Source organism: Nocardia sp. NPDC051570 (assembly GCF_044454005.1).
Taxonomy (GTDB): Bacteria; Actinomycetota; Actinomycetes; order Mycobacteriales; family Mycobacteriaceae; genus Nocardia.
Genome location: NZ_JBITDI010000032.1, coordinates 1 through 24,878, shown reverse-complemented (window position 1 = coordinate 24,878; position 24,878 = coordinate 1). Strand labels below are relative to the sequence as shown.

At 67.1% G+C, this 24,878-nt stretch carries 25 protein-coding genes and 1 pseudogene; 11 read left to right on the top strand and 15 right to left on the bottom strand.

Features of this window, described 5'->3' with window-relative positions:
* Positions 1 to 185: 185 nt before the first annotated feature.
* Positions 186 to 593, bottom strand: coding sequence for an RpiB/LacA/LacB family sugar-phosphate isomerase (locus ACIA76_RS41480; RefSeq protein WP_397160738.1), 408 nt, complete (start codon positions 591 to 593; stop codon positions 186 to 188).
* A gap of 86 nt (positions 594 to 679) precedes the next feature.
* Between ACIA76_RS41480 and ACIA76_RS41475 the strand changes: the two genes are divergently transcribed.
* On the top strand, positions 680 to 1,069 hold the full coding sequence (locus ACIA76_RS41475; RefSeq protein WP_067998201.1) for a DUF2237 family protein: 390 nt from the start codon (positions 680 to 682) through the stop codon (positions 1,067 to 1,069).
* A gap of 219 nt (positions 1,070 to 1,288) precedes the next feature.
* On the opposite strand, the gene ACIA76_RS41470 is transcribed toward ACIA76_RS41475, so the two are convergent.
* Positions 1,289 to 1,738: a putative glycolipid-binding domain-containing protein gene (locus ACIA76_RS41470; RefSeq protein ID WP_397160736.1), complete on the bottom strand. Its 450-nt coding sequence runs from the start codon at positions 1,736 to 1,738 to the stop codon at positions 1,289 to 1,291.
* 434 nt (positions 1,739 to 2,172) lie between these two features.
* Here ACIA76_RS41470 and ACIA76_RS41465 point away from each other — a divergent pair, with 434 nt between their 5' ends.
* Complete coding sequence (locus tag ACIA76_RS41465; protein WP_397160734.1) at positions 2,173 to 3,006, top strand: SAM-dependent methyltransferase; 834 nt, start codon at positions 2,173 to 2,175, stop codon at positions 3,004 to 3,006.
* A gap of 138 nt (positions 3,007 to 3,144) precedes the next feature.
* Complete coding sequence (locus tag ACIA76_RS41460) at positions 3,145 to 4,101, top strand: glycoside hydrolase (protein WP_397160733.1); 957 nt, start codon at positions 3,145 to 3,147, stop codon at positions 4,099 to 4,101.
* Positions 4,102 to 4,113: 12 nt separating this feature from the next.
* Here the strand turns inward: ACIA76_RS41460 and smc are convergent, their stop codons facing one another.
* The 3 genes from smc to ACIA76_RS41445 form a co-directional block, all read right to left on the bottom strand.
* Complete coding sequence (gene smc, locus ACIA76_RS41455; RefSeq protein ID WP_397160731.1) at positions 4,114 to 7,725, bottom strand: chromosome segregation protein SMC; 3,612 nt, start codon at positions 7,723 to 7,725, stop codon at positions 4,114 to 4,116.
* A gap of 76 nt (positions 7,726 to 7,801) precedes the next feature.
* Positions 7,802 to 8,239 (bottom strand): hypothetical protein, encoded by a 438-nt coding sequence (locus ACIA76_RS41450; RefSeq protein ID WP_397160729.1) that lies wholly within the window; start codon positions 8,237 to 8,239, stop codon positions 7,802 to 7,804.
* A gap of 54 nt (positions 8,240 to 8,293) precedes the next feature.
* Positions 8,294 to 8,728, bottom strand: coding sequence for a DUF1707 domain-containing protein (locus ACIA76_RS41445; RefSeq protein ID WP_397160728.1), 435 nt, complete (start codon positions 8,726 to 8,728; stop codon positions 8,294 to 8,296).
* A gap of 157 nt (positions 8,729 to 8,885) precedes the next feature.
* Between ACIA76_RS41445 and ACIA76_RS41440 the strand changes: the two genes are divergently transcribed.
* From ACIA76_RS41440 to ACIA76_RS41430, 3 genes are read left to right on the top strand one after another with little or no spacing between them, the layout of a single operon-like run.
* Complete coding sequence (locus ACIA76_RS41440; RefSeq protein ID WP_397160726.1) at positions 8,886 to 10,118, top strand: acyl-CoA dehydrogenase family protein; 1,233 nt, start codon at positions 8,886 to 8,888, stop codon at positions 10,116 to 10,118.
* A gap of 1 nt (position 10,119) precedes the next feature.
* Positions 10,120 to 11,253, top strand: a complete 1,134-nt coding sequence (locus tag ACIA76_RS41435; protein WP_397160724.1) for an acyl-CoA dehydrogenase family protein — start codon at positions 10,120 to 10,122, stop codon at positions 11,251 to 11,253.
* Between the two features lie 9 nt (positions 11,254 to 11,262).
* On the top strand, positions 11,263 to 12,450 hold the full coding sequence (locus ACIA76_RS41430; RefSeq protein WP_397160722.1) for a serine hydrolase domain-containing protein: 1,188 nt from the start codon (positions 11,263 to 11,265) through the stop codon (positions 12,448 to 12,450).
* Between the two features lie 45 nt (positions 12,451 to 12,495).
* Here the strand turns inward: ACIA76_RS41430 and thpD are convergent, their stop codons facing one another.
* The 6 genes from thpD to ACIA76_RS41400 all read right to left on the bottom strand — a co-directional run bounded on the left by thpD (position 12,496) and on the right by ACIA76_RS41400 (position 17,399).
* Positions 12,496 to 13,377, bottom strand: a complete 882-nt coding sequence (gene thpD / locus ACIA76_RS41425) for an ectoine hydroxylase (protein ID WP_397160720.1) — start codon at positions 13,375 to 13,377, stop codon at positions 12,496 to 12,498.
* 20 nt (positions 13,378 to 13,397) lie between these two features.
* Positions 13,398 to 13,790 carry an ectoine synthase gene (locus tag ACIA76_RS41420; protein ID WP_397160718.1) on the bottom strand — a complete coding sequence of 131 codons (393 nt, stop codon included), beginning with the start codon at positions 13,788 to 13,790 and terminating at the stop codon, positions 13,398 to 13,400.
* A 4-nt stretch (positions 13,791 to 13,794) separates the two neighbouring features.
* Complete coding sequence (ectB, locus tag ACIA76_RS41415; RefSeq protein WP_397160716.1) at positions 13,795 to 15,057, bottom strand: diaminobutyrate--2-oxoglutarate transaminase; 1,263 nt, start codon at positions 15,055 to 15,057, stop codon at positions 13,795 to 13,797.
* Complete coding sequence (gene ectA, locus ACIA76_RS41410) at positions 15,054 to 15,494, bottom strand: diaminobutyrate acetyltransferase (RefSeq protein ID WP_397160714.1); 441 nt, start codon at positions 15,492 to 15,494, stop codon at positions 15,054 to 15,056. Before ectA ends, ectB begins: the two co-directional genes overlap by 4 nt.
* A gap of 182 nt (positions 15,495 to 15,676) precedes the next feature.
* Positions 15,677 to 16,702 carry an ATP-binding protein gene (locus ACIA76_RS41405; protein WP_397160712.1) on the bottom strand — a complete coding sequence of 342 codons (1,026 nt, stop codon included), beginning with the start codon at positions 16,700 to 16,702 and terminating at the stop codon, positions 15,677 to 15,679.
* On the bottom strand, positions 16,689 to 17,399 hold the full coding sequence (locus ACIA76_RS41400) for a response regulator transcription factor (protein ID WP_397160710.1): 711 nt from the start codon (positions 17,397 to 17,399) through the stop codon (positions 16,689 to 16,691). Before ACIA76_RS41400 ends, ACIA76_RS41405 begins: the two co-directional genes overlap by 14 nt.
* Positions 17,400 to 17,586: 187 nt before the next feature.
* Here ACIA76_RS41400 and ACIA76_RS41395 point away from each other — a divergent pair, with 187 nt between their 5' ends.
* On the top strand, positions 17,587 to 18,813 hold the full coding sequence (locus ACIA76_RS41395; RefSeq protein ID WP_397160708.1) for an Ig-like domain-containing protein: 1,227 nt from the start codon (positions 17,587 to 17,589) through the stop codon (positions 18,811 to 18,813).
* A 1-nt stretch (position 18,814) separates the two neighbouring features.
* Here ACIA76_RS41395 and ACIA76_RS41390 read toward each other — a convergent pair whose 3' ends face one another.
* From ACIA76_RS41390 to ACIA76_RS41375, 4 genes are all read right to left on the bottom strand, one after another.
* Positions 18,815 to 19,297: a hypothetical protein gene (locus ACIA76_RS41390; RefSeq protein WP_397160706.1), complete on the bottom strand. Its 483-nt coding sequence runs from the start codon at positions 19,295 to 19,297 to the stop codon at positions 18,815 to 18,817.
* A 1-nt stretch (position 19,298) separates the two neighbouring features.
* Positions 19,299 to 19,832, bottom strand: coding sequence for a hypothetical protein (locus ACIA76_RS41385; protein ID WP_397160704.1), 534 nt, complete (start codon positions 19,830 to 19,832; stop codon positions 19,299 to 19,301).
* Positions 19,833 to 19,870: 38 nt separating this feature from the next.
* Positions 19,871 to 21,373 carry a CAP domain-containing protein gene (locus ACIA76_RS41380; protein WP_397160702.1) on the bottom strand — a complete coding sequence of 501 codons (1,503 nt, stop codon included), beginning with the start codon at positions 21,371 to 21,373 and terminating at the stop codon, positions 19,871 to 19,873.
* A gap of 168 nt (positions 21,374 to 21,541) precedes the next feature.
* Positions 21,542 to 22,702, bottom strand: a complete 1,161-nt coding sequence (locus ACIA76_RS41375) for a DUF5925 domain-containing protein (RefSeq protein ID WP_397160700.1) — start codon at positions 22,700 to 22,702, stop codon at positions 21,542 to 21,544.
* Between the two features lie 270 nt (positions 22,703 to 22,972).
* Between ACIA76_RS41375 and ACIA76_RS41370 the strand changes: the two genes are divergently transcribed.
* The 4 genes and pseudogenes from ACIA76_RS41370 to ACIA76_RS41355 all read left to right on the top strand — a co-directional run.
* Positions 22,973 to 23,278, top strand: a complete 306-nt coding sequence (locus ACIA76_RS41370; RefSeq protein WP_397160698.1) for a hypothetical protein — start codon at positions 22,973 to 22,975, stop codon at positions 23,276 to 23,278.
* A 129-nt stretch (positions 23,279 to 23,407) separates the two neighbouring features.
* Positions 23,408 to 23,863 carry a peptide-methionine (R)-S-oxide reductase MsrB gene (msrB, locus tag ACIA76_RS41365; RefSeq protein ID WP_397160696.1) on the top strand — a complete coding sequence of 152 codons (456 nt, stop codon included), beginning with the start codon at positions 23,408 to 23,410 and terminating at the stop codon, positions 23,861 to 23,863.
* A complete protein-coding gene (gene msrA / locus ACIA76_RS41360; protein WP_397160694.1) occupies positions 23,860 to 24,387 on the top strand; it encodes a peptide-methionine (S)-S-oxide reductase MsrA in 528 nt (175 codons plus the stop codon). Before msrB ends, msrA begins: the two co-directional genes overlap by 4 nt.
* Before the next feature lie 114 nt (positions 24,388 to 24,501).
* A pseudogene (locus ACIA76_RS41355) lies at positions 24,502 to 24,807 on the top strand (beta-class carbonic anhydrase); the annotation flags it as partial.
* Between the last annotated feature and the right edge of the window lie 71 nt (positions 24,808 to 24,878).

Genomic DNA, 24,878 nt, shown 5'->3' with positions numbered 1-24,878 from the left:
CAGAGGTCGGAAGATGTCGGGAACAGAGGTCGGAAGATGTCGGGAGCAGAGGTAGGAAGCACGCCGGGAACAGAGGTAGGAAGCACGCCGGGAACAGAAGGAAGGACGAAGCCTGCCGGGGAACAGAAAAAGGGAGCACGCCAAGGAACAGAGGAGGGAGGCATGCCGGGAATAGCGGGAGGAAGTCAGGCGAGCCGACCGAAGTTGGCGGCCTCGGATTCGTCGGGGGCGGTGGTGAGGAAGGCGTCGAGCATCTCCTCGGCGACCGTCGGTGAGGTCAGGCGCAGGCCGAAGGCCAGGACATTGGCGTCGTTCCATTTGCGGGCGCCCTCGGCGGTGAATCGGTCGGTGCACAGCGCGGCCCGTACGCCGGCGACCTTGTTGGCCGCGATCGAGACGCCGGTGCCGGTCCAGCAGCACGCCACGCCGCGGTCGGCGTGCCCGCCGGCGACGGCCTCGCCGACCCCGCGGCCGACCTCCGGCCAGGCGATGTCCTCGCCGATGATCACCAGTTCATGACCCTGTTCGCTCAGCCATCGGCGAACATGCCGGGTCAGCTCGGTCGACTCGTCGGTTCCGAAGGCAATCCGCATGGCTTCGAGCGTAGTTTTCCCGCCCTCTGGACACCACGCTGCCCAAGGCGCGGCGAATCCAACACAGAGACAATAGGATCGGCGACGTGACCGATCGAAATGTGCTTGGGGGACCGTTAGAGGAGTGTGGCACCGATCCTCTCACCGGCTTCTATCGGGACGGATGCTGCAGCACCGGCCCGGAGGACCTGGGCAGCCACACGGTGTGCACGGTCGTGACCCAGGAGTTCCTGGAGCACCAGAAGTCGATCGGCAACGATCTGATCACCCCGCGCCCGGAGAACAACTTCCCCGGCCTGCAGCCCGGTGACCGATGGTGTGTGGTGGCGGTGCGGTGGTTGCACGCGCACGAGGACGGCGTGGCCGCGCCGGTGGTCCTGGCGGCGACCCACGAGAACGCGCTCGAGGTGATTCCGATGGAGACGCTGCGCAAATACGCGGTGGATGTCCCCGACGACGTCAGCGACCTGCTCTGATCCGCTGCGGGCGTACCTTCGATGAGGTGAGTTTTCGGCGGGGGCGAAGACCCCGGGAGCCGGGCGTTCGGCCGAGTGTGATCGACGAGCTGTTCGCCCCGTCCCGCAGGCATGTACACGAACACAAGGAATGGATCGCGATCGCCAAGGTCGACGACCGCATCTCCGGCGACGACCCGATCGTGGACCTCACCTCGGGCGTGGTCCGGATGCCCGCGATCAGGGATGCAATCGACGCAGATAGTCGTGATACAACACCACGAAACCCTCGTGATCGAAGTCGATCCGCGCCTGATAGTCCCCCGTGCTGAAGTGCACCGTCCCGTCCCCGTCGGCCCGATACCGCTGCGGCGCAAGGCGTGCGGTCGTGCCCGGGACGGTGACGAAGCGCATCGTGTAGTCCCGGGTTTCTCGCGTACGCAACAGCCCGTCCCGCAACACGGGCAACGAGTTGAAGTACGCGCTGTGCTGTAGATCGAAGAAGTCCGCGCCGTCCAGTTCGTGCCGCACCGCCCCGTCACCGACGTCCACGGTCAGCTCCGAACCCTCCAGCCACCAACGCAATTCGTAGACGAGCCCGATCTGGGCACCGCGCGCACGACCCACCCCGTCGACATGCACGATCTCCATCCGCGGCTCGTCGATCCCCTCCCACACGAACGTTCGCACGGCCGCCAGCCTAGCGCGGCGACGCCTCCGCCACGGCGGCGTCGAGCGGATCGTGTCCAGTGACATCGCCTCGTTCGAACGCGAAAGCCACTGGGGCGCAGAGGGTCCGGGGCCGGTCGCGTCAGGATAGGGGGTGGCATGCCGATATTCCGGCGATCCGCGCAATCCGTCCCGGCCCGCGCACGTTCGCGGCCCGGCCCACCGAAACCGGTGCCGCGCAGCCGAAGACGCTGCTCGTCGAATGACACGATTCGGACACCACACCCGTCCGTGGACCACCGCGACGCCGAATCACGAATGTCGGTTCCGCACCGTGCCGGATCGGCGCCCGCGGTTGGTTCCGGACGGAATGGACATTTGACCATCAGCGGGTAGGGTAAGCCTGCCGCATAGTCGGCCTGTGTACGACGAATTCCCGTGGAGTGGTTGGCCCCATGTCCGAAATCTTCGATACCCCACCGCTGCTACCGGATTGGGCCAGCGACGATATCGACCCTACCGTGCCGAGCATCGCTCGCATCTACGACTACGCCCTGGGCGGCTCACACAACTTCAGTGTCGACCGTGAGCTGGCCGAACAGGGCCGCAGGCGATGGCCGCACAGCCTGCGCTCCGCCTGGACCAACCGGGCCTTCCTGCGGCGCGCGGTCATCTTCTGCGCCGAACGGGGTATCGACCAGTTCCTCGATATCGGTTCGGGCATCCCGACCGCCGGCAATGTGCACGAGATCCTGGCCGATCTCGATATCGATGCCCGCGTGGTGTACACCGATATCGATCCGGTGGCGGTCGTCATGAGCCGGCGCATCCTCGCCGAGATCCCCTGGGCCACGGCCATTCGCGCCGACGCCCGCGACCTGGACGCCATCATCGCCGATCCCGAGGTGTACGAACGGCTCGACTTCGGCAAGCCGGTGGCCGTGCTGCTCGTCGCGCTGCTGCACTACATTCCCGACACCGCCGATCCGCATGCGATGCTGGCCGCCCTGCGCGATCGGCTCGCCCCGGGCAGCGTGCTGGTGATCTCGCATATGACCAGCGCCGATTGGCCCGAACAGGAACTCGCCGACACCCTCGAGATGAGTAAGCAGACGCCCACGCCGCTGGTCATGCGGGCCCTCGACGAAATCACCGAGCTGTTCGACGGTTTCGAGCTCGTCGAGCCGGGGCTGGTCCGGGTGCCGTGCTGGCGGCCCGATCCGGAGGAGGACACCTCGGCGACCTACTTCGATACGGTCGGCGCGATCGGCGTGAAGCCCGGATCGTAGTCACGGTCGGCTTCTCGACCGGGCATCGCGTGTCAGCAACCCTTCAGCGTTGCCGCACTGTTTAATCGGCGGATGAGGTCGAGCCTGCTGTCCCGCAGATCCATGCTCGCCATCGCGGCGGGGTTACCGTTGAGTGTTATGACATCCGGGAACGCGGGGGCCACTGGTACGCCGTTGCGGTACACGATGACGGCCTTCACCAACAGCAGCCAGATCGACATGTACGTCTATCAGTCGACGGATGGGGTGAACTTCACCGAGCTCCCGGGTGCGCACTATCGGCCGCCGAACGCGGACCTGACGGCGTCGCCGAACGAGCCACCCCCACCCGGCACAACGGAGCCGCCCGGCAAGAGTCTGTGCCGCGACCCCAGCGTCTTCCGCCACGTCGACGGCACGTACTACCTGACGTACACCACCGGATGGAATCGCGACACCATCGGATTCGCGCGCAGCACCGATCGAATCACCTGGAATTGGATGTACGACTACACGATTCCCATCGACGACGTCCAGAACGCGTGGGCTCCGACGTGGTTCATCGACGGCAAACGCAATGTGAACGTCCTGCTGGCGATCAACGTCGGCCCGAACTTCCAGCCGCACATCATGACCGCGACGAGGCAGACACTGACCCAGGATCAGTGGAGGGCACCGACGCCACTGCGTGGGATCACCCCCGCCGACGGAACGCTCGGGTACATCGACATCACCATCAAGCTGTCCCAGAACCGTTACTACGCGTTCCTCAAGAACGAATCGACCAAGAACGTCGAGGTCGCGACCGCCGAATCCCCCGAGGGTCCCTACACGTTCCAGCGGACCGGCAACTGGGCGGGCTGGGGCGGACCGGATAAGGACGCCGGGGAACCACGCGAGGGGCAGTGCGTGATCCAACTCCCCGACGGCCGGTGGCGGATCTACCTGGACGCCTACGATCTCACCGATCCCACCCAGGGCAGCTATCTCTACAGCGACAGCGTCACCGCCGACCTGCTCGGCGGGTGGACGAAACCCGTACCGCTGCCCGGCGTATCCGGAACCGTCCGGCACTGCACCGTACTTCCCGAACAGCTGCCCGCACCCAAGCGCTGACCGCGCGGCGCCTCAGCGCGGGGCGCCCACCAGATTCTCACCGCGCAGTCGCTGCGAGATGACCTGAGTGATGCCGTCACCGCGCATGCTCACCCCGTAGAGCGCGTCGGCGATCTCCATGGTCGGCTTCTGATGGGTGATGACGATCAGCTGTGACTTCTCGCGCAGCTGCTCGAACAGGCCGATGAGCCGACGCAGGTTGGTATCGTCGAGCGCCGCTTCGACCTCGTCCATCACGTAGAACGGGGAGGGGCGGGCGCGGAAGATCGCCACCAGCAGGGCCACCGCGGTCAGCGACTTCTCCCCACCCGACAGCAGCGACAGCCGCTTGACCTTCTTACCCGGCGGTCGCGCCTCCACCTCGATACCGGTGGTGAGCATGTCACTCGGATCGGTCAGCAGCAGCCGGCCCTCGCCGCCGGGGAACAGCTTCTCGAAGACCCCGACGAATTCGCGTTCCACATCCTCGTAGGCCTCGGTGAACACCTGCAGGATGCGCGCGTCCACCTCCGAGACCACGTCCAGCAGATCCTGGCGGGCCTTCTTGACGTCCTCGAGCTGGGTCGACAGGAAGGTGTAGCGCTCCTCGAGGGCCGAGAACTCCTCCAGCGCAAGGGGATTGACCTTGCCGAGGGTGGTGAGATCCTTCTCGGCGCGCTTGGCCCGGCGCTCCTGGGTGGCGCGGTCGTAGGGCATCGGGCGCGGTTCGCTGACCTCATCGCCGCGCTCGCGGGCCTGCTCGTATTCCTGAATCTCCAGGGCGGACGGCGGCATCGGCACATCCGGGCCGTATTCGGCGATCAGATCGTCGAGCGCGAGGCCGAACTGCTCGCTGATGGTGTGCTCGAGCTGTTCGATGCGCAGCGCCGCCTCGGCGCGGGCCACCTCGTCGCGGTGCACCGCATCGGTCAGCTGCGTCAGCTGAGCGGTCAGCGCGCGCGCCCGCTCCTTGACCTGATCGACCTGTGCGGCGCATTCGGTGCGACGGCGAACCAGTTCGTCGCGGCGGGTCGCGGCCTGGGCGACCACCCCGTGCAATTCGGCGGCGACGCGTTCGGCCGAATCGGCAACGGCCGCAGCCACTTCCGCGGCCCTGCGGCGCGCGGACTGGGCGCGCTCGGCGCGGGCGCGGGATTCGCGCTCGGCCCGGGCGGCGCGGCGCAGCGAATCCGCCTTGCCCCGAACCGATTCCGCGCGTTCCTCGGAGGTGCGCACCGTCAGCCGCGCCTCCACCTCCATGGAGCGGGCCTCCGCGAGTGCGGCCGCGGCCTCCTCGCGCTCCTGTCCGGCGGTCTCGGTCCCGGCGTCGGAGTCCGAATCCAGTTGCGACTGTTCGGATTCGATATGCCGCAGCCGATCCTCGAGTTCGGCCAGCTTCGCCAGATTCTCGTCGCGGGCGATCTCCGCGTCGGACCGCTGGCCGATCAGCCGCTCACATTCCTTCTGCGCGGTGCGCGCGGTATCGCCGACGCGGCCGAGCCGGTCGTAGATGCCCACCAACGCCTGATCGGATTCGTGCAGCGCCAGCAGCGCCTGATCGGCGGCATCCTTGCGATCGGTCTGCTCGGCCAGCGCCCCGGCCAGTGCCGCCTCGAGCTCCTCGGCTCGGCGCTGCCACGAATCCAGTTCCGCCTTCGCGGCATCGATATCGGCCTGGATCTCGAGCTGACTGGGCGCGCGATCGGAGCCGCCGAGCAGCCAGCCGGTGCCGGTCAGATCGCCGTCGCGGGTGACGATGCGCAGATCGGGTTGGGCCGCGAGAACCTCCGCCGCGGTGGACAGATCCTCGACCACGGCCGTCGCGCCGGTCAGCGCGGTGATGGCGCCCCGCAGATTCTCCGGACAGTCGACGACATCGGCCAGCCAGCGCGCGCCCCCCGGCAGCGCGGCCCGCCCGCCCCGATCCATGCGATCGGCGCCGCCGAAGACCAGCGCCGCGCGACCGCCGTCGGCCTCCTTGATGGCCAGCATCGCCGCCCGCGCGGTCGAATCCGATTCGGCGGCAATGGCATCCGCGAGCGGACCCAGCGCCGCGGCGGCCGCGGCCTCATAGCCCGGATGCACGCGCAGCAGCCCCGACAGCGGGCCGAGCAGACCGTCCGCGCGATGTTCGAGCAGCCACGCACCGCCGTCCTTGCGGGCCAGGCCCATGGTCAGCGCCTCGATGCGGGCGGTCAGCGAGGCGACCTTCTTACTGGCCTCGCGGTCGCGCTCGCGCAGTTCGGTGACCCGCTCGTCGGCCAGCTGCAATGCCTGGGCGGCGTGTTCGTAGGCCTCGTCGAGGCTCTCCTCGCCCGCGTCGAGTTCGTTCAATTCCGTTTGGACGGACTCGAATTCGGCCTCGGCGGCCTCGCCGCGCTGCCGGGCCTCGGCCAACGAGGTCGACAGCCGGGCGATCTCGGTATCCGCCGACTGGGCGCGGTGGCGCAGATTGTCGACCTGACCCGAGAGCCGGGCCAAACCCTCGCGGCGATCGGCGATGGCCCGCACCGCCGCCAAATGCGCCTGTTCGGCCGCCTTGGCCGCGTGCTCGCGCTCGTACAGCTGCTCGCGCGCGGCCTCGAGTGTGGCCGTGGCGATCTCGACGGCCTCGAGCAGTTCGGCCTCCTCGGCCTCCACCCGCGCGGCCTCGGCCTCGAGCTGTTCGGGATCGCGGCCGGTGCCGGTGGGTTGCTCGATGGTCAGGTTGCGGGCGCGGTCGCGCGCGATCCGGATGGTGGCATTGACGCGCTCCACCAGTGCCGACAGCTGGAACCAGGTCTGCGCGGCGGCCTCGGCGCTCGGCGTCAGGCGCGAGAGCTGGAATTCCTGTTGCGCCAGCGCGGCATTGGCCGCGTCGAGTTCGGTGTGGACAGTGATCTGCTGCTCACGCGCGTAGGCCTCCTTGCTCTGCTGGCTCTCCAGCTCGCGGCGGCGGCCGACCAGATCATCGGCGGCCAGGCGCAGCCGGGCATCGCGCAGATCGGCCTGGACGGTCGCGGCGCGGCGGGCCACCTCGGCCTGGCGGCCCAGCGGTTTGAGCTGGCGGCGCAGTTCGGTGGTGAGGTCGGTGAGGCGAGCCAGATTGGCCTGCATGGCCTCCAGCTTGCGGACCGCCTTCTCCTTGCGCTTGCGATGCTTGAGCACACCGGCGGCCTCTTCGATGAAGGCGCGACGGTCCTCGGGACGCGATTCCAGAATCGCCGACAGCTGCCCCTGGCCGACGATGACGTGCATCTCCCGGCCGATGCCCGAATCCGATAGCAACTCCTGCACATCCATGAGGCGGCAGGTGTTGCCGTTGATCTCGTATTCGCCCGCGCCATCGCGGAACATGCGCCGGGTGATCGACACCTCGGCGTAGTCGATGGGCAATGCGCCGTCGGAGTTATCGATGGTCAGCGTCACCTCGGCACGACCGAGCGGCGCGCGGCCCGCGGTACCGGCGAAGATGACGTCCTGCATCTTGCCGCCGCGCAAGGCCTTCGCGCCCTGCTCACCCATCACCCAGGTGAGGGCGTCGACGACGTTCGATTTGCCCGAACCGTTGGGGCCCACCACACAGGTGATGCCCGGTTCCAGGCGCAGTGTCGTCGCGGACGCGAAGGATTTGAAGCCCTTCAGCGTCAGACTCTTCAGGTGCACAGTCCGCCAGGCTACCTCGTCCAGGGGCGTTGCCCCGAGTATGCCGGGCGAACCTGTTCACCCGGCGGGTTCGCGCTCAGGCGGCCGGGTCGGCCTTGACGGTCAGGGTGTAGTCGGCGGCGCTGCCGTCGGCGGAGACCACCTGCACCTGATAATCCGTGCCGTTGGTGAGGAAATCGGCGGTGGGCGCCTCGGTCGCGATCATCGGTCCGATCAGCGGGGCGACCGAGAGCCGGGCGTTGTTGTTCGGCGAGGCGACCTCGAGATGCAGGTTCAGCCCGCCCCCGGCCGCGATGGCGTAGCCGTCGGTCTTGCCCTCGGTGACGCTGCCGGTGTACTGGCTCTGGCCGGGCTGGATCTCCAGGCGGTGCGAGAAGCTGGGCAGCCCGGGGATACCCGGCGCCTGGGCGCTCGCGACCCCGCCGGCCACGGCGAAGGTGGCCGCGGCGATCACGGCGATGAGCACCGCGGGCGCGGCGCGCAACAACGAACGGAACACTCGGGATGCGGTCATGGGCCACTATTGTTCCGCACAGACCGCCCCAGTTCGCAAGCGGCTACGGCAGATTCATCGGTAATGTGCCCGAATTGGGCGTGTCGCACGCGTTTCCCAGCCCGCGACCATGCGGAACACCAGCACCGCACCCCACGGGCCGATGACCCAGACGGGCCAGAAGTAGACGAGTTCGCCCACACCGAGCGAGACGGCCGCCCAGATCAGCAGATTCACCACCCCCACCGCCAGCCACGCGCCGCCCTCGATGCGCTGCCAGAGCGGGATGCGTGCCGTGGTGGTCGTCGAATTCCGGGTCGGCACAGCCGCTTTCGGCAGATCCGCGACGACGATGCGCAGATCGTCCTGTGTCACAGCGGCATACACCCGCGTCAGGCGCTCGTCGTACTCCCCCAGATCGATCCGCCCCTCACCCACACTGCGGGCCAACAGATCCGCCACGCGCTGCCGCTCGGCGTCGGAGACCCGGGTACCGGTCGAGATGTCCATGATCACGTCCTGTCGACACTCCACTATAGAATTCGATAACAAGGTTATACCTCCAATGTGGAATGTCAATCCTCGGACCTCTAAGTTAACGACCATTTGCGTTCATGCATGAGTGAATGAGAAGGTAGAGCCCAAATAACCCCACAAGGAGTTTCCCGTGGATCTGGACTGGTCGCCCACCGATCTGGCGTTTCGCGATGAGGTTCGGCGCTTCCTGGACGAGAACCTGACCCCCGAACTGCGCCGCGCCGGGCGACTCGCCACGAGCGTGTATCCCGATCACGAGGCGAGCATGGAATGGCAGCGGATCCTGCACGCGCGCGGCTGGGCGGCGCCCGCCTGGCCGGTCGAGCACGGCGGCTGCGACTGGAGCATGGCCCAGCACTACATCTTCGATCGGGAGTCCACGCGCGCGGGCGCTCCGATGCTGTCGCCGATGGGGATTCGGATGGTCGCACACGCCATCATCGCCTTCGGCACCGACGAACAGAAGGCGTCCTTCCTGCCGCGCATCCTCACCGGCGAGGTGTTCTTCTGCCAGGGCTATTCCGAACCGGAGGCCGGATCGGATCTGGCCTCGCTGAGCATGGCGGCCGTCGACGACGGTGACGATCTGGTCTGCACCGGCAGTAAGATCTGGACAACCCATGCGACGGAAGCGAATTGGATCTTCTGCCTGGTCCGCACGTCGCGGCTGGCCCGCAAGCAGCAGGGCATCACGTTCGTGTTGATTCCGATGGACACGCCCGGCATCGGTGTCCGTCCGCTGGTCATGACCTCCGGCGAGCAGGTACAGAATCAGGTCTTCTTCGATCAGGTGCGCGTGCCCAAGGCCAATGTCCTGGGCCGCATCGACGACGGCTGGACCGTCGCGAAGTATCTGCTGAACTTCGAACGCGGCGGCGCCGCATACGGTCCCACGCTGCAGGTCATGGCCGAGGCCCTCGCGACCCAGGCGGGCGAGGTGGCGGGCCCGAACGGCCGTGCGCTGCTGGATGATCCGGCCTTCTCGGCCAAACTCGCCGACGCCCGTATCCGCGCCGATGTGCTGGAGATCCTGGAATACCGCACCATGTCGGCGATCTCGCACGGCCGCGATCCCGGCCCGGCGGCCTCGACGCTGAAGATCCTCGGCACCGAATTGAGCCAGCGGCTCACCGAACTCACCCTCGAGGCGGCCGGTCCGCGCGGCCGGATGTATCAGCCGCATGCCGCCATGCCCGGCGGCCCCGTCGCCGATCACCGCCCGCCCGCCGACGGCTACCTCGGCGGCGCGGACTGGCAGGCGGTCGCCCCGCTGCGCTACCTCAACGATCGCGCGGGCTCGATCTACGCCGGTAGCAACGAGATTCAGCGCAACATCATCGCCAAGGCAACCCTGGGACTGTGAGATGGACTTCGAACCGACCGCCGAACAACAGCTGCTGCGCGCCACCGTCACCGACTTCCTGGCGGCCCGCTACGACCTGGAGAAGAGCCGCGCCGCGGCCCGCGTGGGCGCGGGCTGGCAACCGGAGATCTGGCGCGCCTTCGCCGAGGAGGTGGGCATCCTCGGCGCGAGCCTGCCCGAAAGCGCCGGAGGATTCGGCGGTGGCGCGGTCGAGACGATGATCATCGCCGAGGCGCTGGGCGGTGCGCTGGTGGTCGAGCCGTATATCGACACCGTCGTGGTGGGCGCCGGTCTGCTGCGCCGCGCCGGTGGCGCGCGGGCCGAAACACTGGTGCGGGGCATCACATCCGGCACGGTGATCACGGCTCTGGCCGCGCTGGAGGCGGATTCGGGCTACGACCTGACCCGCGTCGCGACCACCGCACGGCGCGAGGGTGATTCGTGGGTGCTCGACGGCACGAAGATCGTCGTGACGAGCGCGCCGCTGGCGACGCATCTGCTGATCACCGCCCGGACCCCCGAGGGCCTGTCGCTGTTCGTCGTCGACGCCGATACCGCGGGCCTGACCCAGCACCCGTATCGCACCATCGACGAGCGCCGGGCCGCCGATATCGTCCTCGACTCCGTGCGCCTGCCCGCGGACGCGCTGCTGGGAACCGAAGGGGCGGCCCAGGACTCGCTCGCCGCCGCCACCGACGAGGCGATCGCCGCCCTGGCCGCCGAGGCGGTCGGCGCGATGCGCCGGGTGCTGGCCGACACCGTCGACTATGCCAAGCAGCGCCAGCAGTTCGGTGTTCCGATCGCGAGCTTCCAGATCCTGCAGCACCGCATGGTCGATATGCATCTGGAACTCGAACAGGCGATCGCCGCAACCTATCTCGTCACGCTGAAACTGGACGCGGCACCCGCGGACCGGGCCCGCGCCGCGGCCGCCGCCAAGGCCACCATCGGCCGCGCGGCCCGCTTCCTCGGCCAGCACGCGGTCCAGCTACACGGCGCGATGGGTATGACCGAGGAGCTGGCCGTCGGCCACTACTTCAAACGCCTCACCGCCATCGAGAACGAATGGGGCCCAACCGATCTCCACATCGCCCGCTACGCCGCTCTCACCAGGCCATCCGGCGCCACGCAGTAGCTTCGGGGCATGGGTTCGCAATCACACCATGATGTTCTCGCACCTGCCGACCCCGAGGACGTGGGCCTGTCCTCGGCCCGGCTGCGTATCCTCGACGAGGCCCTGACCGACGAAGTCACCGCAGGCCGGATGCCCGGCGCGGTGGTGGCGATCGCCCGCGCGGGCAGACTCGCCCATCTGCGGGCCGTCGGATACCGCGATGCCGCGGCGGGTGTCCCGATGACGACCGACACGCTGTTCTGGATCGCGTCGATGACCAAACCGGTCGTGGCCGCCGGTGCATTGACCCTGTACGAGCAGGGCAGGCTGCTGCTGACCGATCCGCTGGCCGAGCACTTACCCGAATTCGCCGATCAGCAGGTCGCCGTCGTCGACCCCGTCACCGACGCGATGAAGCTGGTCGATCCGGCGCGCCCGCCGCAGGTGTACGACCTGTTGCGGCACACCAGCGGCATCATCGAGGGCCTGCTGGGCACGACGCCGGTGCATCGGCTCTATGCCGAGGCCGTCGGCGACGGCGTATCCGGCCACACCGGCCAGGAGTTCATCGATCGGCTCGCTCGCCTGCCCCTGCTCCACCAGCCCGGTGCCGAGTGGCATTACGGCCTGGGGTTCGACCTCACCGGATTGATCATCGAACGCCTCTGCGGCACAACCCTGCACGCCTTCCTGCGCGAACGGATTCTCGACCCGCTGGGCATGCACGACACCACATTCGCTGTGCCCGAAGGGCATTCCGATCGCCTCGCGCGGCCGCGGATACGGGATCGGTCGCATGTGCGCTTCGATCACGGCGGTTCCGGACTGTACGGCACCGCCACCGATTATCTGCGCTTCGCCCAGATGCTGCTCGGTGCGGGGCAATTGGGTGCCACGCGGGTGCTCGGGCGCAAGACGGTGGAGCTGATGACCACCGATCAGCTCGACCCGCGGACGGATACGCAACGCCTGGAGACCATGGCGGACTGGTCGCGCGGCTACGGCTTCGGTCTCGGACTGGCCGTGCGCGGGCCGGGCGGGGCTCCGGCGGTGGGCAGCCCGGGCGAGGTCACATGGCCGGGCGCGCCGGGCACCTACTGGTGGGCCGATCCGCGGGAGGATCTCGCGGTGGTCCTGCTCAACCATATCGAGGATCGGGCGGCGAGAGCGCGTCAATTCCAACTGATCCGGACGCTGGTGCTGCGGTCGCTGACGTAGCCGGGGCGCCACCCGCTTCCGGCACAGTGGGTGGCGCCCCGGTCCTCATCGCACGGGATCGAAGTCCCGGGCGGCGATGTGGGTCGGCCGCGGCATGGGCGCCGCATACGGCTCCCCCAGCGCGTTCTCGACGCTGTTGAACACCAGGAAGATGTTCGAGCGCGGGAACGGGGTGATGTTGTCGGCCGAGCCGTGCATGACATTCGAGTCGAACAGCAGCGCCGACCCACGCGCACCGGTGAACTGGGCGATGCCGTGGGTGTTGGCCAGCTCGGTGATGTGCGCATGCGACGGCACGCCGATCTGCTGCTCCTGCAACGATTCCCGATAGTGGTCGGCCGGGGTCTCCCCCTGGCACGGCACGAAGGTGCGGTGCGAACCGGGCATCACCATCAGGCTGCCGTTGAACGGATAGTTGTCGGTCAGCGCGATCGACAGGCTCACCGCCCGCGGCGCCGGCATGCCGTCCTCGGCATGCCAGGTCTCGAAGTCGGAGTGCCAATAGAATCCGGTGCCCTCGAATCCGGGCATGTAGTTCACCCGACTCTGATGCAGGTACACCTCCGAGCCCAGTACCTGCCGGGCCAGGCCGACCACCCGCTCGTCGCGCACCAGTTCCGCGACGACCGTACTGATGCGGTGCACCTCGAAGATCGACCGCACCCGGTTCGACTTCTTCTCGATGATCACCCGCTCGTCCAGCCGCAGCTCGGGATCGCTTGCCAGCCGGTCGATCTCGGCGGAGAAGCCGGCGACCTCGGTCGGACTCAGCAGCTCGTCGATGATCGCGTACCCGTCGGCATCGAAGCTCGCCATCGCGGGCGATTCGATCCGCCCCCAGACGGTGTGATCCGTCCGCTCGATAAGCGGTGCGGCACCGGGGGTTCGAGTCGGGTATCGGTCGATTCGACTCTCGGCCAACGTCATCGGAGTGTTCTCCTCCTCACCTACTGGGGTACGGCGACCAAGGGATAGACGCCGTTCTCGTCGTGCACCTCCTGGCCGGTGACCGGCGGGTTGAACACGCACAGCATCCGCATCCGGCTGCGCGTCTCCAGGCGGTGCCGCTCATGCCCGTTCAACAGGTACATCGAGCCCGGGCCCAGCTCGTAGCGCACGTCGTTGTCCAGGTCGTACAGCGTGCCCTCGCCCTCGATGAGCCACACCGCCTCGACATGGTTGGCGTAGTGGAACTCATGGGTGGTCCGGGCCTGGATCGTGGTCTCGTGGAAGGAGAATCCCACTCCGTCCCCGCCCAGGATGATGCGCTTACTGCGCCAGCCCTCGGCCGCGACATCGCGGTCGGTGCCGGTGATCTCGTCGGTGGTCCGCACGATCATGGGTTCAGTGTCCTCCTTGGACCATATCGACCGCACGCCCCAGAATCCCCAGGCCGTGGTCGAGTTCGTCGGTGGTGATGGTCAGCGGCGGCAGTAACTTCACGACCTCGTCCTCGGCGCCGGAGGTCTCCACCAGCAGGCCCTTTTCGAACGCGATGCGGCTGACTTTGCCCGCCTGCGACGCGTCGTCGAACACCAGGCCGTGCACCAGACCGCGACCGCGGGTGGATACGCCGGTGTAGTTGGCCGACAGCTCGGTGAACGACTGCCGGATGCGCTCGCCCTTGACCGCCGTCGCCTCCTCCAGCCGCTGATCGCTCCAGAAGTGCTCGAGCGCGGCCGTCGCGGTGACGAAGGCCGGGTTGTTACCGCGGAAGGTGCCGTTGTGCTCGCCGGGCGCCCACTGGTCCAGATCCCGGCGCATCAGCACCAGCGCCAGCGGAAGGCCATAGCCGCCAATGGATTTCGACAGCGTCACGATATCGGGTGTGATGCCCGCGGCCTCGAAGGAGAAGAACGGGCCGGTGCGGCCGCAGCCCATCTGCACATCGTCGACGATCAGCAGAATCCCGCGCGCCGAGCACAATTCGGACAGTCTGCGCAGCCACTCCGGCCGCGACACGTTCACCCCGCCCTCGCCCTGCACGGTCTCCACGATCACCGCGGCGGGCTTGTCCACGCCGGAGGAGCTGTCGTCGAGCACCTTCTCCATCCACGCCAGCTCGTCGGCGCCCTCGAGGTAGCCGTCGTAGGGCATCGGATTGACGTGCACCAGCGGCACGCCCGCCCCGGCACGCTTGGCGGCGTTACCGGTGACCGACAGCGCGCCCAGCGTCATGCCGTGAAACGCGTTCGTAAAGTTCAGGATCGTGGTGCGGCCGGTCACCTTGCGGGCCAGCTTCAGCGCCGCCTCGACGGCATTCGCGCCCGTCGGGCCCGGGAACTGCACCTTGTAATCGAGGCCGCGCGGGTCGAGCAGCACCGTATTGATGGTCTCCAGTAAATGCTGTTTGGCGACCGTCGACATATCCAGTCCGTGGGTGATGCCGTCGCGGGCAATGTAATCCAGCAGCGCCTGCTTGAGCACGGGGTTGTTATGCCCGTAGTTCAGCGCACCCGCGCCCGCGAAGAAGTCCAGATAATCACGGCCACCGCCGTCGCGCAGCCAGGCACCCTGCGCGGTATCGAACAGTGTCGGCCATGACCGGCAATAGCCGCGCACATTCGATTCCAAGTTTTCGAAAACGGTCATCTCAGCCGTGGTCATCGATGATCCCTTCCTGAGGTGTGGGCCACACTTGTCAACGGCCCGATCCGGTACAGGTCCTCTGATTCGTGCCCGTCCGGGAAATCCTGTGGTTCGAACAGCACCTGGCGTGTCAGTTGCGCTTCCCGGCGTCGTGCCAGGGAGGCGAACATCGCCAGCGATGCCTCATTATCCGGCGACACCGTTGTCTCCAGTGTCGAAATCCCTTGCGCTGCAAGATTATTCACCAAATGGTCCAACATCGCAACGCCGAGCCCCCGGCCGCGGTAGGCATGGTCGACCGCGACCTGCCAGATGAACAGCACATCGGGAGCCTGCGGGCGCAGATATCCGGTGGTGAACCCTGCGATATCCCCTCCGATTTCGACGACGACCGAGGTGGCGCGAAAGTCGCGACACCACAGCAGATACGCGTAGCTCGAATTCGCATCGAGCACCCGCGATTCCATCGCGATTCGCCACATGGCCGCCCCGTCACCGAGGCGTGGTGCGCGAATCACGGTCGGAACCGAGGACTCGATCGGCATACTCCGTGTTCGGGTCTGCATGTATTCAGATTTGCCAATCAAGTTTGAGGGCAACCTGTCGGCTTCATTACAGTCGTGTTACGTCCGTGTTTTCAGTGAGTTGCCTCACTGATCGGCAGCGATACGGTGAAACGCGCTCCACCCCCGTGACGTTCGCCACATTCCACCCGCCCGCCATGGGCCGCAACGGTTTCCGCGACCAGGGCCAGACCGATTCCGGTGCCCGTACCCGATCGACGCCCGCGGCGCACGGTGACGAACCGGTCGAAGATGCGTTCACGATCCTCCGCCGCTACGCCGGGACCGGCGTCGTCGACCGTGATCACCACCTCGCCGCCGATCCGCCGCACACCCACGGCAATCACCCCGCCGCCGTGCCGGTCGCCGTTCTCGAGCAGATTCACCACGGCCCGTTCCAGTTCGAGCTTGCGCCCCAGTACCGTCGCGTCGACATCGGATCGCAATAGATCGGGCGGATAGCGCAGCTCCGCGAGCGTGTGGGTGAGCAGATCGTGCACCGACAGCGGTTCGGCGTCCGCGCCGTGCATGCGCGCCTCCGCGCGCGCCAGCGCCAGCAGATCGTCGAGTAGCCGCCGCAGGTGGTCCAATTCGGCGCGCACCAGATCCAGCGCACGGCGGGAGCGCTCGGGCAGTTCATCCTTGTGCCGGTTCATCACCGCGACGCTGGTGGTCAATGTGGTGAGCGGCGTGCGCAGTTCGTGACTCACATCACCGACGAGTCGCCGCTCGCGTTCGATGCGGCGCTGCAGCGAATCCACCATGGCGTTGAACGCGTCCACGGTCGGCGCGAGATCGGGATCGTCGGTATCGGGCAGCCGGGTGCCCAACCGGCCCGAGGCGATACTGGCCGCCGTACCGGTCACCTGACGCAACGGTTCCAGCAGCCGCCGCGACAGCCACAGTCCGAATATCGCGCCGATTCCGGTGCCAGCGAGCGCGCAGCCGATCAGCGTCTCCCAGAAGCCGCGATGGAACAGGGCGACCGTCGCCGCGAGCAGCGCCGAGACCAGTCCGGCCGTCACCGCGAAGGCGACAATCGTCCGGGCCCGCAGGCTGTGCCCGCGGCCGAACGCACGACGTACGTTAACGCTGCACATCCAGTCGATAACCCAGCCCACGCACCGTCACCACGATCACCGGATCCGACGGATCCCTCTCGATCTTGGTGCGCAGCCGGCGCACATGCACGTCGACAATGCGCTCGTCACCGAAAAACCCTCGGTCCCAGACCCTTTCGAGCAGCGCGGTGCGTGAGAGCACCCGGCCGGGGGTCTCGGCCAACTCGCACAGCAGCCGGAACTCGGTGAGGGTCAGATGTAATTCCTCCTCGCCGCGGCGCACGATCCCCGACTCCGGCGAAAGCACCAGCGGCACTTCGGGATCCGCGTCCAGCACCACGCCCTGCGGTGCGGGCGGCTCGGCGAACTGCTGCGCGCGCCGGCGCAGCGCGCGCATCCGCGCGGTGATCTCCTTGATCTCGAAGGGTTTGGTGACGAAATCATCGGCGCCGGCCTCGAGCGCGGCCACCACGTCGTGGGTATCGTCGCGCGCGCTCACCACGATGATCGGCACATCGTGATCGCGACGGATCTCACGGATACAGGAGAAGCCGTCCATATCGCCCAGCATCAGATCGACGATCATCACGTCCGGCGCCCCGTTGTCGCGCAGATGCTCGAGCGCGTCCTCAGCCTCCTCGGCCTCGGCGACGTCGTAACCCTCATCCTCCATGGCCAGCCGCAGGGCGCTCCGAACTCGGTCGTCGTCCTCCACGATCATCAGGTTTGCAGTCATGCCTCCACCTCGCTTCAGACACACACCGGTAGCTGGGGTACCCCACTGACCACCGCGTAAACCTGGGGCAACACCTCGGGGTGCCGGGCGTTCGGCTCGACCCGTAAACTAGCCGTCAAGACAGTTAGGCGATTGGTGCGCTGCAGGGGTCGGGCCCACCAGGCGCACGGCGAGCGCAGGAGACAGCATGTCAGGTCGCCGCTGCCGATTCGGTGTCGCCACTGGGTTCGCCCTGGTGACGATACTGTTGGCCGCGTGCTCATCTTCATCGGGAACCGCGCCGAAGCCGGCGCCGGGAACCGCAGGTCCGGCGGCACCGATCATCACGGTGACGCCCGGGAACGGCAGCAAGAATGTCGACCCGCTGGGCAAGATCGAAGTGAGCGCCTCCGATGGCATCCTGACCGACGTCGCGATGACGAACGAGCAGGGCAAACCCGTGGACGGCATCCTGACGCCGGATCACACCGCCTGGAAACCGACCGGTCCGCTCGGGTACGACCATACCTATTCCGTGACGGCGCAGGGCATTTCGATCACGGGGCCGACCGGGCCGTTCAAGGCGTCGTTCGCGACGCTCACCCCGAGCAATCAGACCAAGCTGTATCTGACGACCACGGGCGGCCAGCCGCTGGCCGACGGCGGCACCTACGGCGTGGGCACCGTGATCGTCGCGCATTTCGACGAGAGCATTCCCGATAGGGCGGCCGCCGAGAAGCGGCTGAACGTCACCACCGATCCGCCGGTGCCGGGCTCGTGGTACTGGATGGACGATCGCAACGCGCACTGGCGGCCCGAAAAGTATTGGGCCCCGGGCACGAAGGTCTCGGTGAACGCCAGTATCTATGGCGCCCAACTGGGTCAGGGCCTCTACGGCCAGGAGGATTCCAAGACCTCGTTCGTCATCGGCCCGTCGCACGTCTCGATCGCCGACGACAACACCCATCAGGTCAAGGTCTTCGAGAACGGCAACCTGATTCGCACCATGCCCACCTCGATGGGCCGCGGCGGCAGCGAGCAGATCGGTAACAAGACCATCTACTTCAACACCCCCGCGGGCGTCTATACCGTGATGGACAAGGGCAATCCGGTCATCATGGACTCCTCCACCTACGGCCTGCCGGTCAACTCCCGGCTCGGCTACAAGGAGGCCATCGGCTGGGCCACCCGCATCAGCGGTGACGGTATCTATCTGCATCAGCTCGACTCCACCGTCTGGGCCCAGGGCAATACCGATACCTCACACGGCTGCCTGAACCTCAATCTCGACAATGCCCAGTGGTTCTTCAATTGGTCCATGCCCGGCGATGTCGTGGAGATCCGCGACACTCCCGGCCCGGTCCAGCAGTCCTGGAACAACGGCGACTGGACGGTCCCGTGGGATCAGTGGCAGGCCGGCAGCGCGCTGCACTGAATCACGCCTCGCAGACCGAACCCTGAATCGCGTAGTAGGGCACCGGTTCCGATTCGATCAGCGCGATCGGATCGAATCGGTAGATCGTGACTGCGCCGGTCTCGGGGTCGGGGACCTCGAGCGGTGCGCCCTCGGAGAAGACGACCTCCACCTCGTCGGCGTCGGTATCGCCCAGCAGTGATCGCACGGCCCGGTTCGTCGTCGCCAGCGGGCGCAGCCGGGCCAGGGCCCGTCCGTCGCCGCCGTGTTGCAGCTGAGCGTCCACATACCAGAGCAGCATGTGCCGCGCCGTACGCCGCCACTCCGGGAACTGCCGCGCGTGCGGGCTGGCGAACAGCCATTCCAGCAGATTCTCACCGGTACGCAGACCCGTGAATATCGCACGCCATTGTTCGTTGCAGGCCAACAGATCCCAGTCGAGGGTCAGGCCGGCGGCAGGTCCCGGATGGGCGTCGAGCGGACCGATATCGGTCGGGTGGGACACGTCAGGCGGAGCCGAGGGCGAGCAGCGGCATCAGCGCGCTGCTGCCGGTGCCCGCGCTGCCGAGGGCGCCCTCGCTGCTGCCCATGCCCGCGCTGCCGGTGCCCAGGACCTTCGCGAGCCCGCCGGCGGCGGAGCTGCCGGTGCTCAGGGTCTTGGCCAGCCCGCTCAGCACCTTGCCGAGATCGGGGGCGGCGGGCTCGGACTTCTTCTTCTTGGCCTTCTTCGCCGCGGCGACCTTCTTGACCGGAGCCTTCTTCGCGGCGGCGACGCGGGTCACATGCTTGGCCGCGGACACCGGGGCCTCTGTCTTGTCCGCGACGGTCATCGGCCGTGTGACGGGGAGGGATTCGACGTTGCTCGCCAGTCGCACGGAGGTCGCGGCATCGGCGGTGCCGGTGGTCGCGTGCGCCGCCTGGCTGTCCTGCGAGGGCGCATGGAGTTCGGCGATGCCCGCGGTGGTGACCAGTGCGGTCATCGACAGCATGGCCAATCGGACCGAGCCTACGGAGTTTCGTTTCGCGCTGTGCTTACCCATGAGATGTCTTCCTTCTACGAATTGTCTTGTGTCACTGGTTAGAACAGACCGCCGCCGCCGAGACCGCCGCCGACGCCGGCGAGGTCGCCGAATCCGCCGCCGAACAGGTCCCCGCCGCCACCGCCGAACAGATCGCCCGCGCCGCCCAAGAGGTCGCCGCCGCCGAACAAGTCGCCGCCATCGCCGCCGCCGAACAGATCGCCGCCGTCACCGCCGCCGAACAGGCCGCCGCCGTCACCGCCGCCGAACAAGTCGCCACCGTCGCCGCCGCCGAACAGGCCGCCGCCATCGGACGCGTCGTCGCCCGCACCGCCGCCGAACAGGCCGCCACCGTCGGAGGCGTCGTCGCCACCGAACAGGCCACCGCCATCGGAAGATTCGTCATCACCGGACTGGTCGCCACCATCCGACGCGTCGTCACCGCCGGATGTGTCGCCACCGTCGGAAGAGTCGTCACCACCGTCGGACTGGTCACCACCGTCAGAAGAGTCACCGCCACCGTCGGACTGGTCACCACCATCGGAAGAGTCGCCACCGCCGTCGGACTGGTCACCACCATCGGAAGAGTCACCGCCACCGTCGGACTGGTCACCACCATCGGAAGAGTCGCCACCGCCGTCGGACTGGTCACCACCATCGGAAGAGTCGCCACCGCCGTCGGACTCATCGCCGCCGCCCGGCTTATCGCCGCCGTCGGACTCGTCACCGCCGCCCGGCTTATCGCCACCGTCGGAAGAGTCACCCCCGCCGGACTCGTCGCCGCCGCCGGGCTTGTCCTCGTCGCCACCGCCGCCGGGCTTGTCCTTGTCGTCGCCGCCGGGCTTGTCCTTGTCGTCGCCGCCAGGCTTCTTGTCGTCGCCGCCGCCGGGCTTCTTGTCGTCCCCGCCGCCGGGCTTCTTATCGTCCCCGCCGCCGGGCTTCTTATCGTCCCCGCCGCCCGGCTTCTTATCGTCCCCGCCGCCCGGCTTCTTCTTATCGTCGCCGCCGGGCTTGTCCTTTCCTTTGTCCTTATCCTTGTCTTTGTCTTTAGCCTTGTCGTCGGCCTTCCCATTGGACGTGCCGAAATCCTGTGTCCAATAAGGGCTTCCATCCGAACCCTTGGCGTAGCCGACGCCGATGTCCTTCAGTCCACAGTTCAGGATATTGGCGCGATGACCCGCACTGTTCATCCACGCGTCGACTACCTCGGCCGCGCTCTGCTGGCCCATCGCGATATTCTCGGCCCAGGTTTGGGCCTTGTAACCCGCGGCGCCGATCCGGTCGCCCGGATCGCCCTTCGAGGAGTTGTGATCGAAGTTCCCAGTGGACGCCATGTCCTTGCTGTGGGCCTGAGCAGCATCGGTGAGGTGACTCTCCGATTTCAGATCCGAACAACCGGCCTTGGCACGTTCCTTGTTGGTGAGGCTGACAACGTCGTCGGCCGGGGACTTGGAGTCGGGAGCCGCCAGTGCGGACGGAGCTCCGGCAATAGCCAGGGCAGCGATTGCCGAAACACCGACGGACGCGGATAAGGACCGAAATGTAATCGAATGAGAAGTCATGTTTTCTCTCGAAGCCGGAGCATAACGTTCGCATAACGATAACAGCCTCATTCGAGGGGCGATACGAAACTCCGTGAGACTGAATAGCTTTGAAGCCCCGCCTTAAGACCCCCTGTACGGCAGCAAGATCAAACTGCCGAATTACGGCCGCCGCAGCGCCCCAACCGTTTACAGATAGCCCCCGTCACCGGCCATCGGACCGGCCGGCACGGCCCGGATCCGGGAGGTGTCCTCCCGCGCCTCGATCAACTCGGCCAACGTCATGCCGTCCGCACCCACCACCGGCCGAGGCCGATCACCGAGTTCGCGATCCAGCCAGCCCGTCGCCTCGGCGTAGGACAACCGACCCATCTCGAGCTGAGCCAGGCATCGCCCGGGCCGCACCACCGCCGGATGCAGATGGGACAGATTCTCGTTGGTGGTGATCGCGACCAGAACATCGCGCCCCTGCCCCAACATCCCGTCGGTGAGATTCAACAGACGGGAAAGCCCCTGCCCCGTGGACTCCTTCGCGGAGCCACGGATGAGTTCGTCGCAGTCCTCGAGAACCAGCAGACGCCAGCGGCGCTTGGTCTCGTCATAGGTGTCGACGCCGATGGCGACCTCCATGAGGTAACCCGAATTGGCGAAGAGAACCTCGGGATCGAGCACGCAGTCGACCTGGCACCAGTCCGCCCACTCCCGGGCCAGCGCGCGCAGCGCAGAGGTCTTGCCGGTGCCCGGCGGACCGTGCAGCAACAGCAATCGCCCGCGGATCTCCTCGGCGCGCACCGCCATCAACCGGTGCAGGGACGCGCCGACCGCCACGCCGTAGTTCCCCTCGATCTCCGACCAGGCCGCCGCCGTGATGGTGCGCTCACGCCGCTGTCCCCCGTGCGGCCCGATATGCCAGAAACCCATCGGAATCCGACTGTCCTCGGGCTCCGGTTCCGTCGTGGCGCCGGCAGAACACGCCTCGATCACCTCCCGCGCGAGCGCCTCGGTCACAGCACAGACAATCAACTCCGCCGTGCCGTTGGGCCGCCGCCGCACGTTCAACGTCCACCCGTCCCCCACCGAGAGCATGGCCCGCATCCCGTCACCCTCGCTGGTGCGCAACACCCGCCCGGCCTCCGGCAGTAACGGCGCATTCGGCTTCACATGCTCGAGCTCCACCGAAATCGCATGCGGCTGTTCACCACTGATATAGGGCGCGATTCCGATCGCATCGATGACATCACGAGGCGAGTCGGCATCATCGAGATTCATCACCCACGAGAGCTCACCGGCCACCGCGGTCGCGGGGTCCCCGCGACCGATGAGCCTGAGGTGTTCCTGGGGCGAGGTCATCCGACGATGATCCGGCCCCCCACCGCCCCAGGTCCAGCCATTTTCCGACAATCGCCCCGTTTCGGGTCCCACCGACAGCTCCTATATCGGGCCCTCCACTTCGACGACGGCGATATCGCGGCCATCGCCTGACGGAGTGCCCGGCAAGATTCCGGAAATACCGCAGGGTATGGGGGTAAGGGAACCGTTAGTGAGCCGCGTTCGGGGGCGGGTCGGGCGTCGAATGGGGATCGTAGGAACAAATCCCTAGCAGGAGGCGGTGAGTTGGCCATGGCGGCCGATCCCGACATAGTGTGGCTGCGCGAACTGGTGGATCACCACCACGCCGAAGCGGTCCTCCGCGCCCTCGCGGCGCATCCCCGGACCACCGTCGAATTGGCGGCCGCGCGGCCCGGTCCCGAGCTGGGCAGCACCGTGCGCATGCTGCTGGCCGAGGGGTTGATCCATTCCGAGACGTCCGGGAGCTGGGACAGCATCACCGCGGTTCCCCGCGTGCTGCGCCTGACCCTGCGCGGCGCCTGCGTGGTGCACTCCCTCGCCAAATCGCCGGTCCGGCAGGCGCTCAACGACCGCTAGCCGATCGGATTCCGCCCGCGCGGCGCCCGACCTCGCCGAGAACATATGACCGAAGTGTGACAGCCCGCCCGGGTGGAACTTTCCGGGCCGGGCCCGGGGTTGTACCCGGCGTCGATATGAGGAGGTCATATGGCACGGGAAATCAACCGCAATCCCGCGGCGGTCGCCGCGCTGTCGCCCGAGCAGTATCACGTCACGCAGAAGAACGGGACCGAACGAGCGTTCACCGGGGAATACTGGGACAACCACGAGCCGGGTATCTACGTGGATGTGGTGTCCGGTGAGCCGTTGTTCGCCTCGGTCGACAAGTTCGACAGCGGCAGCGGATGGCCGAGCTTCACCAAGCCCATCGATGCCGAAAACGTCATCGAGAAAAGGGATTTCAGTCATCTGATGATCCGCACCGAGGTGCGTTCGTCCCACGGCGACAGCCATCTCGGACATCTGTTCACCGACGGCCCCGCGGACGCCGGCGGCCTGCGGTACTGCATCAATTCGGCGGCGCTGCGCTTCATCCACCTCGACGACCTCGAGGCGGAGGGCTACGGTCCGTATCGAAGCTTGTTCACGAAGGAGGACGCGTGACCGAAACACGGAAGGCGATTCTGGCGGGCGGATGCTTCTGGGGGGTGCAGGATCTGATCCGTAGGCAGCCGGGCGTGCTGTCCACCCGGGTCGGCTACACCGGCGGACGCAACGACCGCCCCACCTATCGCAACCATCCGGGCCATGCCGAGGCCGTGGAGATCGTCTACGACCCCGCGCGGACCGACTATCGGGCGTTGCTCGAGTTCTTCTTCCAGATCCACGATCCGACGACGAAGGACCGGCAGGGCAACGATATCGGTAGCAGCTACCGATCGGCGATCTTCTATCTGGACGACGAGCAGAAGCGCGTCGCACTGGACACCATCGCCGATGTCGACGCCTCGGGCCTGTGGCCCGGCACGGTCGTGACCGAGCTCACCCCGGCGGTCGAGTTCTGGGAGGCCGAGCCGGAGCATCAGGACTACCTCGAGCGCTATCCGGACGGTTACACCTGCCACTTCCCCCGACCGGGCTGGAAGCTGCCCAAGCGGCAGACCGCCACGCTCGGCGACAAGGGCTGACGCCGTCCATCGTTAATCTCACCGTGCGCCGATACCTCGCGTTCGGGGCCACGATCCGTCACTGTCGATGCATACCTGTGAATGTCCTCATTCCACCTCGACGAAGGCGCGATCATGACCGTGACCGACGAGTACCTGGCCAACAACGCCGACTACGCCGCCCACTTCGGCGGACCGCTGCCGCTGCCCCCGAGCAAGCATGTCGCCGTGGTGGCGTGCATGGACGCCCGGCTGGACGTCTATCGCATCCTCGGCCTGAAAGACGGTGAGGCGCACGTCATTCGGAATGCGGGCGGGGTGATCACCGACGACGAGATCCGGTCGCTGGCCATCAGCCAGCGGCTGCTCGGCACGACGGAGATCATCCTGATCCACCACACCGACTGCGGCATGCTGGACGGATTCAATCGGTCGTCGCAACACCGGGTTGTTGGAGCGATCGTAGGTGTTCGTCGAGGGCTTCGGCGGGAGTGCGCCATCCCAGCGTCTTG